Origin of the sequence: Streptomyces composti, from assembly GCF_012034205.1 — a bacterium.
GTDB classification, from domain to species: domain Bacteria; phylum Actinomycetota; class Actinomycetes; order Streptomycetales; family Streptomycetaceae; genus Streptomyces; species Streptomyces composti.
Window position 1 is genome coordinate 122,909 of record NZ_JAATEM010000006.1, and the last position, 17,632, is coordinate 140,540.

10 protein-coding genes and 1 pseudogene are annotated in these 17,632 nt (G+C 72.7%); 6 read left to right on the forward strand and 5 right to left on the reverse strand.

The features are described 5' to 3' along the window. Window positions 1-66 precede the first annotated feature (66 nt). Both HCJ93_RS06905 and HCJ93_RS06910 read right to left on the reverse strand, forming a co-directional pair. Window positions 67-1,425 carry a GH1 family beta-glucosidase gene (locus tag HCJ93_RS06905; protein ID WP_167992047.1) on the reverse strand — a complete coding sequence of 453 codons (1,359 nt, stop codon included), beginning with the start codon at window positions 1,423-1,425 and terminating at the stop codon, window positions 67-69. Window positions 1,426-1,484: 59 nt separating this feature from the next. Further along, window positions 1,485-2,076, reverse strand: a pseudogene (locus HCJ93_RS06910) (ABC transporter substrate-binding protein); the annotation flags it as partial. Between the two features lie 234 nt (window positions 2,077-2,310). Here HCJ93_RS06910 and HCJ93_RS06915 point away from each other — a divergent pair. Further along, window positions 2,311-4,167: a pectate lyase-like domain-containing protein gene (locus HCJ93_RS06915; protein WP_167992048.1), complete on the forward strand. Its 1,857-nt coding sequence runs from the start codon at window positions 2,311-2,313 to the stop codon at window positions 4,165-4,167. Between the two features lie 104 nt (window positions 4,168-4,271). On the opposite strand, the gene HCJ93_RS06920 is transcribed toward HCJ93_RS06915, so the two are convergent. After that, window positions 4,272-8,045 carry a CHAT domain-containing protein gene (locus HCJ93_RS06920; RefSeq protein WP_309141329.1) on the reverse strand — a complete coding sequence of 1,258 codons (3,774 nt, stop codon included), beginning with the start codon at window positions 8,043-8,045 and terminating at the stop codon, window positions 4,272-4,274. An 80-nt stretch (window positions 8,046-8,125) separates the two neighbouring features. On the opposite strand from HCJ93_RS06920, the gene HCJ93_RS06925 reads away from it, so the two are divergent. Both HCJ93_RS06925 and HCJ93_RS06930 read left to right on the forward strand, forming a co-directional pair. Beyond that, window positions 8,126-8,518: a hypothetical protein gene (locus HCJ93_RS06925; protein WP_167992050.1), complete on the forward strand. Its 393-nt coding sequence runs from the start codon at window positions 8,126-8,128 to the stop codon at window positions 8,516-8,518. A gap of 9 nt (window positions 8,519-8,527) precedes the next feature. Next, window positions 8,528-9,454: a hypothetical protein gene (locus HCJ93_RS06930; RefSeq protein WP_167992051.1), complete on the forward strand. Its 927-nt coding sequence runs from the start codon at window positions 8,528-8,530 to the stop codon at window positions 9,452-9,454. A 151-nt stretch (window positions 9,455-9,605) separates the two neighbouring features. Here the strand turns inward: HCJ93_RS06930 and fusA are convergent, their stop codons facing one another. Continuing rightward, window positions 9,606-11,687 (reverse strand): elongation factor G, encoded by a 2,082-nt coding sequence (gene fusA, locus HCJ93_RS06935; RefSeq protein ID WP_167992053.1) that lies wholly within the window; start codon window positions 11,685-11,687, stop codon window positions 9,606-9,608. An 843-nt stretch (window positions 11,688-12,530) separates the two neighbouring features. On the opposite strand from fusA, the gene HCJ93_RS06940 reads away from it, so the two are divergent. After that, window positions 12,531-15,311 (forward strand): glycosyl hydrolase, encoded by a 2,781-nt coding sequence (locus HCJ93_RS06940; protein ID WP_167992055.1) that lies wholly within the window; start codon window positions 12,531-12,533, stop codon window positions 15,309-15,311. On the opposite strand, the gene HCJ93_RS06945 is transcribed toward HCJ93_RS06940, so the two are convergent. Next, a complete protein-coding gene (locus HCJ93_RS06945; protein WP_309141330.1) occupies window positions 15,302-15,760 on the reverse strand; it encodes a MerR family transcriptional regulator in 459 nt (152 codons plus the stop codon). The genes HCJ93_RS06940 and HCJ93_RS06945 overlap by 10 nt on opposite strands. 66 nt (window positions 15,761-15,826) lie before the next feature. On the opposite strand from HCJ93_RS06945, the gene HCJ93_RS06950 reads away from it, so the two are divergent. Both HCJ93_RS06950 and HCJ93_RS06955 read left to right on the forward strand, forming a co-directional pair. Beyond that, entirely contained in the window at window positions 15,827-16,669 is an 843-nt protein-coding gene (locus tag HCJ93_RS06950; RefSeq protein WP_167992056.1) for an MBL fold metallo-hydrolase, read from the forward strand. Window positions 16,670-16,752: 83 nt separating this feature from the next. Then, the gene (locus HCJ93_RS06955; protein WP_167992058.1) at window positions 16,753-17,631 is read left to right on the forward strand and encodes an ABC transporter substrate-binding protein; all 879 of its coding nucleotides are present in this window, start codon (window positions 16,753-16,755) and stop codon (window positions 17,629-17,631) included. Window position 17,632: the final 1 nt, after the last annotated feature.

The following is a 17,632-nucleotide window of genomic DNA, read 5'->3' on the forward strand; positions in this document are numbered from 1 at the left end:
TCGGACGCCGTGCCACGGCGTTCGCGGAGCACGGCGCCCTCGTCTTCACGTGCGGCCTCGCGGGCGTCAGGCCGTCCGCCTCCGCCTCTCCCCGTGTTCGCGGATGATGTCCGCGTAGCGGTGGCCGCTGGTCTTGATGGTGCGTTTCTGGGTGCTGTAGTCGACGTGGACGAGGCCGAAGCGCTTGGCGTAGCCGTAGGCCCATTCGAAGTTGTCCAGGAGGGACCAGGCGAAGTAGCCGGCCAGGGGGGCGCCCTTGCGGGCGGCGGAGGCGCAGGCGGCGATGTGCTGTTCGAGGTAGGCCTGGCGTTCGGGGTCGTCGATGGTGCCGTCGGGGCGGACGGTGTCGGGGTAGGCGGAGCCGTTCTCGGTGACGTAGAGGGTGCGGGCGCCGTAGGTGTGGGTGAGGCGGAGCAGGAGGGTCTCGATGCCGCTCGCGTCGATCTCCCAGTCCATGCCGGTGCGCGGGACGCCGGGGCGGCGGATCTGACGGGCGAACGGGGCTGGTCCTTCCGGGTCGGCGGTGACGACCTGGGGGAAGTAGTAGTTCAGGCCGAGCCAGTCGAGGGGGGCGGCGATGGCGGCGGAGTCGCCGGGGCGTTCGGGGAGGTCGACGCCGTAGACCTCGCGCATGTCGGCGGGGAAGCCGCGGCCGTGGACGGGGTCGAGCCACCAGCGGTTGGTGTGGCCGTCCATGCGGGTGGCGGCGGCGTGGTCCTCGGGGGTGTCGCTGGCGGGGTGGACGGTGGAGAGGTTGTTGACGATGCCGATGCGGGCGCCGGGGGCGGCGGCGCGGATCGCGCGGGTGGCGAGGCCGTGGGCCAGCAGCAGGTGGTAGGAGGCGCGGACGGCGGCGGTGAGGTCGGTCAGGCCGGGGGCCATGGTGCCCTCGAGGTGGCCGATCCAGGCGGAGGAGAGGGGCTCGTTGAGGGTGGCCCAGTGGTGGACGCGGTCGCCGAGGCGTCCGGCGACCACGGAGGCGTAGGCGGCGAAGTGTTCGGCGGTGTCGCGCTCGGGCCAGCCGCCGCGGTCCTGGAGGGTCTGCGGGAGGTCCCAGTGGTAGAGGGTGACGAAGGGGGTGATGCCCGCCTCGAGGAGGGCGTCGGCGAGGCGGTCGTAGAAGTCGAGGCCCTTGGTGTTGACGGGGCCGTCGCCGCCGGGCAGGACGCGGGGCCAGGCGATGGAGAGGCGGTAGGCGTTGGTGCCGAGGCGGCGCATCAGGCCGATGTCCTCGCGCCAGCGGTGGTAGTGGTCGCAGGCGATGTCGCCGTGGTCCCCGTTGTCGATGGCGCCGGGGGTGTGCGAGAAGGTGTCCCAGATCGACGGCGAGCGGCCGTCCTCCGTCACGGCACCCTCGATCTGGTAGGCCGAGGTGGCCGTGCCCCACAGGAAGTCGTCGGGGAGGGCGGCGTAGTCGATGGTCACTGAGGTTCCTTCGGGGTTGACGGGTCGGCTCACCTGACGGCTCCTGCCGTCGGACCGGCGATGCCCCACTTGCCGTGCCCGGAGAGCTTCTTGCCGGCGGCGATCGGCTCGTCCCGGGTGGCCGGCGGCTTCTCGATGCCGGCGTCGGCGAACACATCTTCTTGTTGCAGTAGAGCGCGTAGGCCATGGAGTGGAGCGGGACGGCCGCCGGGTCCTGGCCCTCGGCTCCGGTGGGGGCGAGGGCGGAGTCGACGAACCGGTCCCGGCCGCCGGTCTTGTCGAGGTTCTTCTCGTCCCACGGCAGCAGCGCGCCGGTCGCCTGCAGCGAGGCGGTCCAGGTGTTGCCCATGTTCAGCACGTCCGGGCCCTGGCCGGAGGTGGTGGCGATGAGGATGCGGTCGAGCAGGTCGGACCAGGGAACGACCTCCCGCTCGACCTTGATGCCGGCCGCTTCTCGAACGTGCCGAGCCCGGGCTGGAGCACCTTCTTGTCGGCCTTGAGGCCGGCGCCCTGGCCGGAGGCCCAGTAGGTCAGCTTTCCGGGCGAGTCGTCGGACCCGCCGCCGGTGCTGGAACCGCCGCCGCCTGCCGAGGCGGCACGTGCGAGGGACAGGAAGACGGCGCCCGTGGCCGCGGCCCGGATTCTGCGCATGGCTGTCCAAGTCCCCTTCCGGGAAGGCACGCTGAGGCACCCACCGAGCACCTCATGGCTTAATTTAGAACGTGAGTTAATCCCTCGGGCCGAGTGCCGTCAAGGGCTTGAACGGGCCGAGCCGACTCTCGCCGCACCCCTTGACTCATCTGTTCCACGGATGAACCATTCAGCGGCGAGAGAGCGCTCCCAGAACCCCACCCTGTTCAATTCCTGAACCAGGAGAGCCGCCCCATGTCCTCGTCCGACTCCCCGTCAACTCCCCCGCCAGGGGCTGCGGCCGACGCCACGCCCGGCCCACGCACCGTCGGCCGCCGCACCCTCCTCGGCGCCGCTGCCGCGACCCCGGTCCTCGCCGGCCTGCCCGGCACCGCCTCAGCCGCACCGGCCGGTCCGCCGGACCGCCCCGTTGCCGGACCGGCCCACCGCAGAAGGCGCAAGCGGCTCGAGGGCGGCGGCGACCTCGGCCCCGACGTCCTCGTCTTCGACCCCTCCACCCCCGGTATCCAGGCGACCCTGGACGAGGTGTTCACCCGGCAGGAGGAGGCCCAGTTCGGTCCCGGCCGCTACCAACTGCTCTTCAAGCCGGGCACGTACAACGGCCTCAACGCGCAGATCGGCTTCTACACCTCCGTCTCCGGCCTCGGCCTCTCCCCCGACGACACGACCATCAACGGCGACATCACCGTCGACGCGGGCTGGTTCGACGGCAACGCCACCCAGAACTTCTGGCGCTCGGCGGAGAACCTGGCCGTCGTCCCGGTGAACGGCGACAACCGGTGGGCGGTGGCGCAGGCGGCGCCCTTCCGCCGCATGCACGTCCGCGGCGGCCTCGACCTCGCCCCGTCCGGCTACGGCTGGGCCAGCGGCGGCTACATCGCCGACAGCCGCATCGACGGCACGGTGGGACCGTACTCCCAGCAGCAGTGGTACACCCGTGACAGCGCGGTCGGCGGCTGGACCAACGGCGTGTGGAACATGGTCTTCTCCGGGGTCGAGGGCGCCCCCGCCGGAGGCTTCCCCGACCCGCCCTACACCACCCTCCGGACCACGCCCGTCTCCCGCGAGAAGCCCTTCCTCCACCTGGACGGCACCCGGTACCGCGTCTTCCTGCCCGCCCTGCGCACGAACGCCCGCGGCGTCACCTGGGGCAACGGCACCCCGCGCGGCACCTCCCTGCCCCTGGAGCGCTTCTACGTCGCCCACCCGGGCGACTCCGCCGCCGTCCTCAACCAGGCTCTCACCCAGGGCCTCAACCTGCTGCTCACACCGGGCATCTACGAGGTGGACGCGCCGATCACGGTGAACCGCCCGAACACCGTGGTCCTCGGCCTCGGCTACGCCACCCTCGTTCCCCAGGGCGGCACCACCGCGCTGAAGGTCGCCGACGTCGACGGCGTACGGCTGGCCGGCCTCCTGATCGACGCCGGCCCCGTCAACTCCCCCGTCCTGCTCGAAGTCGGGCCCGAGGGCGCCTCCCGCGACCACTCGGCCAACCCCGTCACCGTGCAGGACGTGTTCATCCGGATCGGCGGCGCGGGCCCCGGCCGGGCCACCACCGCCATGGTGATCAACGCCCGGCACACCATCGTCGACCACACCTGGGTGTGGCGCGCCGACCACGGCGACGGCGTCGGCTGGGAGACCAACCGCTGCGACTACGGCGTGGTCGTCAACGGCGACGACGTGCTCGCCACCGGCCTGTTCGTCGAGCACTTCAACAAGTACGACGTGCAGTGGAACGGCGAACGCGGCCGCACGATCTTCTTCCAGAACGAGAAGGCCTACGACGCACCCGACCAGGCCGCCATCCAGAACGGCTCCGTCAAGGGCTACGCGGCGTACAAGGTCGGCGACCAGGTCACCACCCACGAGGGCTGGGGCATGGGCTCGTACTGCTACTACAACGTCGACCCGACCATCGTCCAGCACCACGGCTTCGCCGCCCCCGAGCGGCCCGGAGTGCGCTTCCACCACCTGCTGGTGGTCTCGCTGAGCGGGCACGGCCAGTACGAGTGCGTCATCAACGACACGGGCGCACCGACGTCCGGCTCGGACACCGTGCCGTCGACGGTGGTGTCCTATCCCTGAGGCGGAAGCCTCGCCTTGAGGCCCCCGCCTGTGGTCGAGGTGGCCCTCCCGCGCTCGCGCCGCGGGAGGGTCCACCGCCCAAGAGGCCTCGAGGCGCGGTCCCCTCACGGTCCCGCATGCACCTGGCAGGCCCACAGGCTCGGGGTCTGCGGGTAGGTGTCGCGCAGGGCGAGCACGGCGCGGTGCAGGGCCTCGGCCGTGCGGGCGACGTCGAGGGTGCCGCCGCCGGCATGCAGGTCGCGGTAGACGCTGAGGGCCACCTCGGCGCCGATCACGTCGTCGACGTGCCACAGGGAGCCGACCACATGGGGGAAGCCCGCCATCTGGAAGGCGCTGACGATGTGGACGGCCTCGTCGGCGAGTTCGGGGCTGGTGCGCAGGGTGGCGCAGGCGGAGAGGTAGGCGAGCCGGACCGACGGCAGCCGGAGGCGGGCCAGGTCCCGGACGGTCAGGGGGCGTTCGGTGTGGTCGTGCAGGACCAGCCGGCTGCCCGAGGGATGCTCCAGGTCGCTGAGGGCGTGGCAGGCGAAGTGCGCGTGGGCGTGGTGCCGCAGAGCGGAGACCACCGCGGAGTGGGTGGCGGAGGCGTCCGCGAGGAGTGTGGCGCCGGGGAGCGTGCCGGCCAGCTGCTCTGCCTCGCGGCGGGCGCCCGGCAGAGGCGCCTGTCCGGTGGCGTGCCCGACGCTGACGAGGAGGGTTCCGTCGCCCGCCGGGCGGGCGGCGCGCCGACGTGCGTGGTGCAGGGCCCGCAGCGTCGGCGTGTACGAGGAGACCACGCGGTCCAGGGCGCCGGGGGCACCGTCGGCGGGGGCTGCCGCGTGCAGGGGCAGGGTACCCAGCAGTCCGCCGGGCGACCACCACACGCGGGTCGCCGCGGGGAGGCGGTCGAGCACCGGTCCTGTGACCGCCCGCCACAGCCAGGCGAGGGTGTCGCGTACGTCCCGCTGGGCGCGCTGGGACTGCTTGCGGGACGTGCCGGGTGTCTCGATGCGGACCAGCGCGTCCTGGAAGGTCTGCCGGCGAGTCGTCGTCGTCCGCGGGTCGAGGTCCGGGAGCGGCAGGGCCTCGATGGAGTGCTCGGTGACGATCAGGGCGTCGCTGCCGTGCGGCGAGACGTTGACCAGGACGACCGGGCCCGCCGCGGCCGTCGCGCGCAGCTCGCTCTCCTCCCAGTCCCGCATCGGCCGCAGCAGGCCCAGTTCGGGGTGCTCGGCGCGGATCCGGTCGGTGAGTTCCCGCCACTCGGCGGCCAGTCGCTGCCGGAGATCGGCGCGGGCCCCGGGGGCGGACAATTCTTCCTCCGCCGGCAGTTCGCGAGTGTCGGTGGCCGTGTCCAGGGCGTCCCGGAGCTCTTCGAAGCGGGCCGCGAGGTCCGGGGCGGCTTCCCTCAGCCGGGTCAGGTCGCTGTCGGCGTCGAAGGCATGGGAGAGGATCACGCCCCTGGCCTGTTCCAGCAGGCCGACCGCGAGCCCCGGCCGGCCGCAGCGCACCGCGCAGGCAGCGGCGGCGGCGCCGAGTCCCGCGGTCCGGCCGAGCAGGAACTCCTGGTCGTCGCGGACGAGGTGGCGGGGTGCCACCGCGTGCAGCAGGTCGACGGCCACCACATAGCCTTCCAGGGCCTGTTCCCAGTCGCCCTGCTCCGCCCGGAGGTCGCCCCAGACGCGTGCCGCCTCCAGCCGCTCGGACGGCGGGCACTGCTCCTCCAGCGCAGCTTCCCGGAAGAGACCGGCGGCCTCCTCCAGGGCGGCCCGGCGGTGACGCGGGTCCGGGGTCAGGTCGTGCAGGGCGCTGCCGAGGAGGCACAGGCGGTACGTGCGCTTGGGGTCACCGGGAGGCGTGGCCTCGACGGCCCTCCGGTACAGAGCGATCACCTCGCGCCGGGCGGCCCGCGACAGCAGGGTGCGGGTGCTCATCGCTCTTGCCGTCGCGGCGATGTCCAGGGCGCCCGGCAGATCCGGGGAGTTCGCGGGCAGTGCCGCGATCACCGCGTCGGCCAGCTCGCGCGCCTCACGGGCGTCACCGGGTCTCAATGTCCGCGGACGGGACAGCAGGGCGACGGCGAGGCGGTGCCGGCGCCGGGGCAACTGCGGGTCGCCCTCCGGGGTGAGCGCCAGGGCCTGTCTGAGGAGCGCGATGGCCTGGTCGAGCTGGGTGTCCGGGTCGGCGGCGCGCTCCAGGCCCGTGAGCAGACTCATGCCGGTGGAGCTCAGCAGCATGGCGTGGTGGGCGCGGCCCAGGCCGGGCAGGGTGGCGGCCCGCTGCCGGCACTCCCGCGCCTCTCTCAGGTCCTCACCGTCTCCGGTCAGCTGGTGGCGCAGCGACAGCGCGGCACCGAGGTTGAGCAGCCGTGTTCCCAGCAGCCCGTGCCCGTCGGGCGTGCCGGCCACCGCCTCCCGGTGGGCCGCCACGGCTCTGTTCAGCTCTTCCGCGCTGCCCGACCGCTGGTGGCGGGCGACCCGGACCAGGCCCAGGTGGTTCAGCGCCGCGGGACGGTCGGGGTGGCCGGGCGGCAGCTCGGCCTCGGCCCGCTGGAGGAGGCGCAGCGCCTCGTCCAGGTCACCGCCGTTCGCCTGCGGGTCCCGCAGGTAGCGGTTGTACAGGGCTGCCGCGGGGGCGACGAGGAAGGACGACGGCGCGCCCCCCGCCGCTTCGCCGGGAGCGGTGCCGGACCCGGTGAGGCCGAGCGCGGTGTCCAGGTCGGCCGGGGCTCCGGTCACGACGGAGCGGTGGCGCAGGGCGTTGCCCAGGGCGTTCTGCAGGGCGGCCTTCTCTCCCGGGGTACGGGCGGCGCGCAGAGCCTCCTCCAGCACCCGGACCGCTTCGTCGATGTCCGCCACCCGGCCGGTGTGCTGTGCCCGGAGCACCAGCGCCATGCCGAGGTCATGGCCCGCCGCCGCCGGGCTCTGCGGCTGCCCGGCGAAGCTCCGCCGGCACAGTTCCACCACTTCGTCGCACTGCTGTGCCGTCGCCCCCTCCGCCTGCAGCAGGCACATCAGGGAGCGGCCGAGCGCGCCCGTCGCAGAGGGCAGGTGCGGGTGGTCCGGAGGCAGCTGGGCGACCACGTCACGGGCGATGCCGACCGCCTCGTGCAGGTCCTCGGCGTCGAACGACTTCATGTAGCGCTCGAGGAGCTTGCGGCTCAGGCCGTCCAGGGCGAGGAGGCGTGCGGGTGAGCCGGCCGGGGCCCGCTTGACGGCGCCGCGCACGAACCGCACCGGGTCCCCGTCCGCCAGGTCCCCGAACGGCCAGGTCGTCCCGGCGAGGGCCACCGCGCGGGCCAGGGTCTCCAGCCTCAGCTCCAACCGGGGCTCGTACTCCCAGGTGGCCAGGACGGCGAGGCTGCCGGCTCCGACCGCGGTCCCGAGCGCGGACTCGCGGGAGGGGTACATCCCTGCCAGCCTCACGGCCATCTCATGGAGGTGGATGTCGTCCTCGGAGGGGTCCGGTGGCAGGCTGTGCTGCTGTCCCTCCGCCACGATCGTCGAGGCGGCGCACAGCGCCCACCATGCGTCCGGGAAGTCCGCGTTCGCCGGGTCCGGGCGGGTGCTGGGATCGGCGGCGGCGAAGCCCGCCGCGAACTGCTCGGGCACCGACGCCGGATCGGCGACCCACACCGGGAAGAGCAGGGTCCCGGCCATGGCCCCGTGGACGGACCCGTGGACCCCGGTGCCGGCCATGGCGCGGAGGGCGCACAGCCAGCCGGCCGCGTGCCGGGCCTCCATGTCGGTCTTCGCATCGATGCTCCGCAGCAGTCCCTGAAGTTCGGCGTCCGCCTCTCTGCCGAGCACCACGTCCCGTATCACGGACCCGTCCGCCCCGACGGCCCGGCCCAGCCGCATGTGCAGCGCCTTCAGAAACCGGTCGCGGTCGTGTCTCACCCCGTCACTCCCCCCACTGTGTACGTCGAGTACGCGTCAACAGCCTCTCAACTCCGCTTGTATTACGGCACACTTGAACCATGACGGCATCGCCCTACTCACCCGGGCTCGACAGAGCGACGGCTGCGCTGTGCGCCCTGCTCGGCTCACCGGAGGACCTGCGGCTGCCCGGGGTCCGGGAGGCGGCCGAACGTGCGCGCGACCTGCTGCGGTCGGGTGCGGACGCCGACGAACTCGCCGCCTGCTACCGCGAGCTGGACACCGCCCTGCGCCGGAACGGGGACGCCCGCGGACTGGTCGGTGAGTCGAGAGGCGCGACGGCCCCCGGCATCACGCCCCACATCAAGGTGGCCGTCTGCCCCGGTGCGCACTCCTGCGCCCGCATCGAACGGGCCCGCGACCTGCTCCCCGCCCCGTACTGCGCCGTCCACGGCACCCGCATGCGCAAGAGCCGCCTCAGCTCGGCGCAGTGACCTGCCCTCATGCACTCCCTTCTCACCACCCTGGGCGGCAGACTCACCGAACGCTGGCTGAACCTGCTGGTCCTCCCCGGCGCCCTGTTCCTCGCCGCCGCGGCCGTCGGCACCACCCTGGGCCACCGCCACTGGCACGACCTGGACCGGCTGCGCACCACCCTGGACGAGCTGGCCACACGTCCCGCCCTCGACCGCACCGGCACCGCCGCCCTCCTGGTCGCCCTGGTCCTGCTGACCGCGACCGCCGCCTCGCTCGCCGCACAGTTCCTCGGCGGCGCGATCGAACGGTGCTGGCTGCGCTTCGGCCGGGACCCGTACTCGCGCGCCAGGGCCGCCCGCCGGGCCCGCCGCTGGCAGGAGCGGGACGCGCGGCTCACCGAGGCCATCGAGCACGCCCACGGCACCGGCACCGGAGCCGGCGGTGCCGTGCTGATCCCGAGCAGCGCGCTGGCACGGATCCAGGCCCTCGCCGAGGCCCGCGACCGCATCGCGCTGCGCCGACCGGCCCGCCCCACCTGGTACGGCGACCGCATGCAGGCGGCAGCAGACCGCGTCGAGGCCGCCTACGGCGTGGACCTGGCCGCCCTCTGGCCACGGCTGTGGCTGATCCTCCCTGAGCCTGCCGTACGCCAGATCCAGTCGGCCCACGACTCCTTCAGCGCCGCCGCCCGCCTGGCCGCCTGGGCCGTCGGCTACGCCCTGCTCGCCTGCTGGTGGTGGCCGGCCGCACTGGCCGCCCTCGGCTGCGCCGCGGTCGCCCGGTCCCGGGCCCGGGCCGCCCTGGACTCACTCGCGGGTCTGATCGAGGCCGCCGTCGACGTCCACGGCCGGGAGCTGGCCGCCCGGGTCGGCCTGCTCTCGCCGGACGAGCCGGGACGGCTGGCCCATGACACGGGGGACGGGTTGTCGGAGGTGTTCAGGAAGGCCGAGTGACGACAGAGATGCGTCCTGCCGGGTCCCGGCCGCAAGCACCTGCGCCAACCAGACGGCTCTGAAGGGGCCCCTCCCGCGCATGCGTGCGGGAGGGGCCCCTTCGACCACCTGCCGGCGACCGCCGGCCGCCGTCGTCAGCCGCCGTTCGCCGTTACCGGGCGGACACCGCAGCCGGGGCCGGGGCGTAGCCCATCGGCCGGGTGGTGAACGTGCCGCGCCCCTGGGTCCGGCTGCGCAGCCGGGTCGCGTAGCCGAACAGCTCGGCCAGCGGCACCGTGGCGGTGACGACCGTGGCACCGGCCCGGGTGACCGAGCCGGTCACCCGGGCGCGGCGCGCCGCGAGATCGCCGAGCACCCCGCCGACCGCGTCCTCGGGTGCGGTGACGGTGACCTCCACGACGGGTTCCAGCAGGACCATCTCGCAGGCGCGCAGCGCCTCGCGCAGTCCGAGGCGGCCGGCGGTGCGGAAGGCGGTGTCCGAGGAGTCCTTCACATGGGTCGCCCCGTCGGTGAGGGTCACCCGCAGACCCGTCACCCGGTGACCGCCCAGCGGGCCCTCGGCCAGCGCGTCACGGCAGCCGGCCTCCACCGCGCGGACGTACTCCTGCGGAACGCTCCCGCCGACCACGGTGGAGGCGAACACGAAACCGGACCCGGCGCCCGAGCCGTCCTGGGCGTCGAGCGGCTCGACGTCCAGCACGACATGGGCGAACTGGCCCGCTCCGCCGTCCTGTTTGACGTGCCGGTAGACGAAGCCGGACACCCCGCGCCCGACGGTCTCCCGGTAACTCACCCTCGGGCGGCCGACGTTGACGCCGATGCCGTGATCGCGCCGTACCTTCTCCACCGCGACCTCGAGATGCAGCTCACCCATGCCGGACAGCACCGTCTGGCCGGTCTCGGCGTCGGTGCGCAGGACCAGCGAGGGGTCCTCCTCGGCGAGCCGGGCGAGCGCCGACGCGAGGCGGCCGGTATCGGTGCTCCGCTGTGCCTCCACCGCCACCGAGACCACCGGCTCGGGGACACCGGGAGGTTCCAGGAGCAGCGGAGCGTCCGGCGCGCAGAGCGTCGAGCCGGCGCGGGCGGACTTCAGCCCCACCACGGCGACGATGTCCCCGGCGACCGCCCGGTCCACCTGTGCGTGCCGGTCGGCCCGGACGCGCAGGATGCGGCCGATCCTCTCGACGCGGCGCGCGGTGGCGTCCCACACGGTGTCTCCCTTCTCGATGGTGCCCGAGTACAGGCGCAGGTAGGTGAGCCGCCCGGTGGGCGTCGCGCTCACCTTGAACGCGAGCGCGGCCAGCGGCGCCGCCGGGTCGGCGGGCCGTTCCTGCTCGCCGTCCTCCCGGTCGTCACCGGTGCCTCGGACGGGCGGTACGTCGAGCGGCGAGGGCAGGTAGGCGAGGACGGCGTCCAGCAGCGGTTCGATGCCTCGGTTGCGGTAGGCGGAGCCGCACAGCACCACCACGCCGTCGCCGCTGCGGGTGAGGTCCCGCAGAGCGGCGGCGAGGGTGCCGGTGCCGAGGGAGCCGGTGTCGCAGAACTCCTCCAGGGCGCCCGGGTGCAGTTCGGCGACCGCCTCCTCGAGCAGCCTGCGCCGCCGTGCGGCCTCCTCGCGCAGCGCCTCCGGCACGGGCGCCGGGTCGGCCGCCATGCCGTCGTCGTCCCAGGTCAAAGCCTGCATGTGCAGCAGGTCGACGACGCCGGTGAAGCCGTCCTCGGCTCCGATCGGCAGCTGGACGGGCAGGGGTGCGGGGTGCAGCCTCTCCCGGATCGAGGCGACGGCGGCGTCCAGTTCCGCTCCGGCGCGGTCCATCTTGTTGACGAACGCGATCCGGGGCACACCGTGCCGGTCCGCCTGCCGCCACACCGACTCGCTCTGCGGCTCCACGCCCGCCACCGCGTCGAACACCGCGACCGCACCGTCGAGCACGCGCAGCGAACGCTCCACCTCGTCGGCGAAGTCGACGTGGCCCGGGGTGTCGATGAGGTTGATGCGGTGGCCCGCCCAGGTGCAGCTGACGGCCGCGGCGAAGATGGTGATGCCGCGGTCGCGTTCCTGGGAGTCGAAGTCGGTGACGGTGGTGCCGTCGTGGACCTCGCCCCGCTTGTGGGTGGTGCCGGTGGCGTACAGGATCCGCTCGGTGACGGTGGTCTTGCCGGCGTCCACGTGGGCGAGGATGCCGAGGTTGCGGACGGTGGCGAGGGGGTTGGTGACTGGGTTGACGCGCATGGCCCTGATGGCCTTTCACTGGTCGATCCGTGTGGACGGGCAGCGCGATTTCCCGGACGCGGGCGGGCAGGAGCGCACGGGGTCCCGGCGGCCGGACGACCGGGCAGGCAGACAGGCCGGCCGGCGGGCATCCGGAGGGAGGCGTGCGTCGTGCCGGAGATGTGCTGATCAGCGGGCGACGGCGAGTCTGAACCGACGCCGAGTCAGCGACGCGTCAGGGCATCCGGTGCCGGGCGCGCAGCGGGCACCGGGCGGTCGAAGACACCAGGATCACCGTGTACCGGGAGAGGGAGACAGCGACGGCGGTGCGCTCACGCATGGCCGGGCTCCCTTCACGGACGAACGACGGCGCGGCCCCTTCGGCGGGCGGCGCCTGTTGATCCGTGAGTGTAGGGAGAGGTGGGGGCCGGTGCCACGGGTTTTCGGCGGAGCACCTGCGGGAGCGCGGGCGGGGACGCAGATGGGGACACAGGCGGGGCGCGCGGACGGGGACGCAGATGAGGACACAGGCGGGGCGCGCGGGCGGGGACGCAGATGGGGACACAGGCGGGGAGCGGGTGCGGGGACGCAGATAAGGCCACAGATGCGGACACAGGCCAGGGCGCAGGCAGGAACGCAGCCAGCGGCCGCACGCGCCGAGGGCCGCGTGTGTGAGCGCCTGCGGGGAGCCGCCGTCCGGGATGCTCCAACACCTGACGGCGCCCCACTCTTCTCCGCACCCTCCGTGTTCAAACTATTGACACGTGAATTACATCGGCTTTACGTTCCGACCGTCTGAGAGCGCTCTCAAACGCTGTCGACACCCCAACTCCCCATTTCTCGTCACGACTTGAGGTGACGTGTATGCCGACCCCACGTTCCAGACCCGCGGCCGTCCTGCTGCTGGTCTCGGCCCTCGCCGCCTACGGTCTGGGCCCGGCCGCCGCACCGGCGTCCGCCGCCACCGTGCCCGTAGGCTCGGGCAGTTACTCCGACACCCGGCCTCCCGGCACATCGGGTCCCACGACCAACACGGGAACGCCGGTCACACCCAAGGTGACCGCCGCCGCCAAGGACCGGCCCGTGCCGACCAACGACTGGTGGTCCTCCCTCGCCTTCCAGCGCTACGGCGACAACCCGTACTCCACCCCCATGTACGGCCACCCTCTCACCTACCAGGCCACCGCCGGCGGACTCGACGTCGGCTACCCCACGACCCCCGTGATCACCGGCGACGGCCGCCAGTACGAGTACGCCCACAAGCGCGACCTCACCATCGGGCTGACCGGCCTCAACTCCCCCGACACCAAGGCGGACGACTGGTCCGACTGGACGGTCACCCCCTACTGGTCGGACGGCACCCGCACCCTGCGCACCACCATCGGCCACGGTTCCCCCTTCGTCTACGCGCAGGGCTCCGGCGGCAACGCCCAGATCACCACCGCCGGGGCGCCCACGGTCTTCGCCGACGAGGGCAATGTCCTCGGCATCACCGTCGCCGGGCACCACTACGCCCTCTTCGCCCCGACCGGCAGCGACTGGAACGTCTCCGGCTCCACCGTCACCGCGGGGCTCGGCGGCAAGGACTACTTCTCCGTTGCCGTGCTGCCGTCCACCGGTGCGCTGGCCACGTTCAAGAAGTACGCCTTCAGCTTCGTCACCGGCTCCAAGGTGACCTGGAGCTACAGCGGCGGAACCGTCAAGGCGGTGTACACGCTCACCACCGAGGCGAAAGAGGGCAGCGAGCGCGGTACGCTCCAGGCGCTCTACCGCCACCAGTGGCTGCACACCTCGGCCCCCCTCACCTCCTACACCTATGTCTCGCCACGCGGCACCATGAAGGTCCGTGAGGCTGCCTCCTTCACCACCAGCCAGAAGGCGGCGGCGGTACTGCCCGCGCTGCCCGGGTCGGACGGGGTGGACCACGCCCGGCTGCGCGGCTATCTGAACGACGTGGTGAACGCCTCCGACCCGTTCTCCGGGGCGACCGACACCTACTGGACGGGCAAGGCGCTGGGCCGCCTCGCCCAGCTCGTCCCGGTGGCCGACCAGATCGGTGAGGCCGGCGTCCGCGACCGGCTGCTCGACCTGATCAAGGGCAAGCTGCAGGAGTGGTTCACGGCGGGCGGCGCGAGCGAGTTCAGCTACGACAAGGACTGGAGGACGCTCACCGGCTACCCGGCCTCCTACGGCAGCGACACCGAGCTGAACGACCATCACTTCCACTACGGCTACTACGTCTACGCGGCGGCGATCGTCGCCCAGTACGACCAGGCGTGGGCCGCCGACTCCGCCTGGGGCGGCATGGTCAAGACGCTCGTACGGGAAACCGCCAACCCGAGCCGCAACGACAGCGCCTTCCCGTTCCTGCGCGGCTTCGACGTCTACGCGGGCCACTCCTGGGCCTCCGGCCACCAGGGCTTCGCAGCCGGCAACAACCAGGAGTCCTCCTCCGAGTCGACCAACCTCAGTGCGGCGCTCGTCCTGTGGGGCTCGGCGACCGGGGACAGCTCGCTGCGCGATCTCGGCACCTTCCTGCTGACCACCGAGTCGGAGTCGATCGCCCAGTACTGGTTCGACGCCGACGAGCAGGTCTTCCCGTCCTCCTTCGGACATGACACGGCCGGCATGGTCTGGGGCAGCGGCGCCGCCTACGCCACCTGGTGGACCGCCAACCCCGAGGAGATCCACGGCATCAACGTCCTTCCGGTGACCGGCGGTTCGCTGCACCTCGGCCGCGAGAAGGCCGCGATCCGGCGCAACCTCGCCGAGATGGAGCGGGAGAACGGCGGTCCGGCCGTGGAATGGCGCGATCTCCTCTGGGAGTTCGAGTCCCTCGCCGATCCGGCCGCCGCCAAGTCCAAGTGGGACGCGGGACACGCCGGTTACACCCCGGAAGAGGGCGAGTCCAAGGCCCACACCTACCACTGGATCAGCACCCTGGCCGACCTCGGCGCCCCGGACGCCACGGTGACCGGCGACATCCCCACCTCCGCCGTGTTCACCAAGGGCTCGGCCCGGACCTACGCGGCCCACAACCACGGCTCGACCACCCGCACCGTGACCTTCTCGGACGGCAAGACCCTGTCCGTGCCGCCTCGTTCCACCGCGACCGGCACGGGGGACGGCTCCACGGACCCCGGCCCGGAGGAGCCGGAGCCGCCGACGGGCAACACCTTCCAGCTGCGCAGCGGCGGTGTGCTGACCACGTCGGCAGACGGCACGGCGGGCAGCGACACCATCGCCTCCGCGGGGGGCGCCAACCACGACGGCACCCCGCACCAGCCCCTGGTCTACGAAGTACGCGGCGTCAACGGCACGCTCACCCCGGGCGCGGCGACCGCCTTCCGGCTCCAGGTCGACGCCGGCACCACGGTCGCCCTCGGCCAGCAGGCCCGGGTGAGCTACGACTTCACCGGCGACGGCAGCTTCGACCGGACCGAGACGTACAACTACTTCGCGACCGACCCGGTCCCCGGATGGGAGGAGTACACCCAGGCCCGCGGTCTCAAGGCGTCCACCGGCACCCTGGCCGACCTCAGGGGCGGCACCGTGCGCCTGGAGGTCTGGAGCGCCATCGGCAACGGCACCTCGAAGCTCCAGACGGGGACGGACAAGTCCGTTCTGGTCATCCCCTACGCATGAGCAGACCTCCGGCGGGGACCGGCGTCCGGCCGGTCCCCGCCGGTGTGCGTCCGCGGCGCCACACCGCCGATCGCCCGCCGGAAGTCCGGGCAGTCGACGACCGGTTCGTGGGTGCAGACGGCGGCGTGTCGCAGGCTGTCCCGCAGTCTCGTCAGGCGGCCGATCTGTTCGTCCAGGTCCTCGGCCCTGGCCGTCATCCGTTCCCGCAGATCGCCGTCGGAGGGGCGGGCCGCGAGGAAGCGGCCGATCTCGGCGACGGACAGACCGGCGCTGCGCGCGCAGGTGATGAGGCCGAGGCGCTCCAGGACCTCCGGTCGGTAGGCGCGGCGCAGACCGTTGCGGCCCTCGGGGGCGATCAGCCCCTTCCTCTCGTAGAAGCGCAGCGCCGACGGCGCGAGCCCGGTGCGGCGGGCGACCTCACCGATGTCGAGCAACGGTTCGTCGGGCACGGCGTCCTCCGCGTGCGAGCGTACGGCCTTGACTTGAAGCGTGGTTCAAGTTCCAGCCTAGTCGGCATGAAGATCCATCACCTCAACTGCGGTTCGGTCCGCACCATCGACGCCACCTACGACGGCCCGCCGTCCGCTCCCGCCGTCAACCACTGCCTGCTGGTGGAGACGGACCGCGACGGCCTGGTCCTGGTCGAGACCGGTCTCGGTCTCGGTGACATCCGCGACCCCGACGGCTCGCTCGGCGCCGACTGGACCGAGATGGCCGCGCCGGTGCTCGACGAGCAGGAGACGGCAGTCCGGCAGGTCGCCCGGCTGGGGTTCGACCCCGCCGACGTCCGCCACATCCTGCTGACCCATCTGGACGTGGACCACTGCGGGGGTCTTCCCGACTTCCCCGGCGCCCGGGTCCACGTACTGGCCGACGAGCTGGCCGCGGCGCTGGCCGAGGCCCCGAGCCTGCGCTACCGGCTGGCCCACTGGGCGCACGGCCCCCACTGGGTCACGTACGACACCGGTGCCGCCGGCCGCGCCGGGACCACCGAGGACTGGTTCGGCTTCACTGCGCTCCGCCCGCGCGGCCTGCCGCCGGAGTTCCGGCTCGTCCCGCTCGGCGGGCACACCGCGGGCCACACCGGGGTCGCCGTGCACCGGGGCGACCGCTGGCTGCTGCACTGCGGCGACGCGTACTACTACCACCGCGAGATGGAGGAGGCCGGGGAGCCCCACCCGCTGCTGGACCTCGTCCAGACCCGCTCCGAGGTCCACCGCGACCTGCGCCTCGCCACCCAGGCCCGGCTCCGCCAGCTGATCCGCGAGCACCCGGAGGAGATCGAGCTCTTCTCGGCCCACGACCCTTGGGAGTTCGCCCGCCTCACGCGACCGCAGGCCTCCGGGCTGCGGCTCTGAGCACGCCGTCCGTGGAGTGGCGATCGCACGGGTCGGGTGATTTATGGTGACTCAAGGAGTATGCCCCGACCGGAGGTGCAAGAATGCGCGCGGCGGCAGCGATCGTCTCTCTGGCTGTCAGTGGGGCGCTGATCGCCGCTGCCTCGGCGTGCGACCAGGGCGGGGAGGAGTCGCCGGACGTCCAATACGGCGACTGCCGGGTCTCGGGCCGGTACGGGGAGTTCCGGCTGAAGCCCGTGACGCGGGGCGTGCTCACGGTGAAGACCACGCTGCCCGCGCCCGGCTGGTGGAACGGTGACTCGGCGAAGTCCATCAAGAGCGGCTACGAGTACTGCATGGCCGCCAATATCGCCTACCGGTCCGGGCTCGACCGGGTGATCGTGAAGAACGCCCCCTTCCCTGAGGTCGTGTCCGGGAGAACGAAGGACTTCGATCTGGCCCTGGCCCAGATCACGATCACCCCGCAACGGAGCAAGGTCGCCGACTTCTCCCCTCCGTACCTCTCCTCGACCCTGGGACTGCTGATCAGGGACGGGGAGACGATCGATCAGAACAATGTTCGGAATGTTCCGATCGGGGTGGCGGAGGGCACGACGGGTGAGCAGTTCGTGGAGAAGCGTCTGAGACCGGCGAAGCCCGTGACGCCCTTCCCGAACGACCCGGACCTGATCGCGGCGCTGGAGAATAGGCGGGTCGACGCGGTCATTCACGACACGACGATTCTGCTGGCGTATCCCCAGAAGCCGGACAGCAGGGTGCGCCTGGTGGGGCAGTACCGCACGGAGCAGGGCTACGGCGCCCTGTATCCGAAGAAGTCGGCCAACAAGGAGGAGCTGGACCGGATCATCCGGCGGCTGATCGACGACGGCACGCTGGCCAAGCTGTCGGCGGTCTATCTGGGGGCCGCGTTCGGGCGGGACCCGGCCAAGATCCCGTACCTGAGGGTCGAGGACGGCTCCTGAC

Coding starts and splice junctions, on each gene's coding strand:
- HCJ93_RS06915 (WP_167992048.1), top strand. CDS start 2,311: ATGTCCTCGTCCGACTCCCCGTCAACTCCCCCGCCAGGGGCTGCGGCC.
- HCJ93_RS06950 (WP_167992056.1), top strand. CDS start 15,827: ATGAAGATCCATCACCTCAACTGCGGTTCGGTCCGCACCATCGACGCC.
- HCJ93_RS06930 (WP_167992051.1), top strand. CDS start 8,528: ATGCACTCCCTTCTCACCACCCTGGGCGGCAGACTCACCGAACGCTGG.
- HCJ93_RS06955 (WP_167992058.1), top strand. CDS start 16,753: ATGCGCGCGGCGGCAGCGATCGTCTCTCTGGCTGTCAGTGGGGCGCTG.
- fusA (WP_167992053.1), bottom strand. CDS start 11,687: ATGCGCGTCAACCCAGTCACCAACCCCCTCGCCACCGTCCGCAACCTC.
- HCJ93_RS06925 (WP_167992050.1), top strand. CDS start 8,126: ATGACGGCATCGCCCTACTCACCCGGGCTCGACAGAGCGACGGCTGCG.
- HCJ93_RS06940 (WP_167992055.1), top strand. CDS start 12,531: ATGCCGACCCCACGTTCCAGACCCGCGGCCGTCCTGCTGCTGGTCTCG.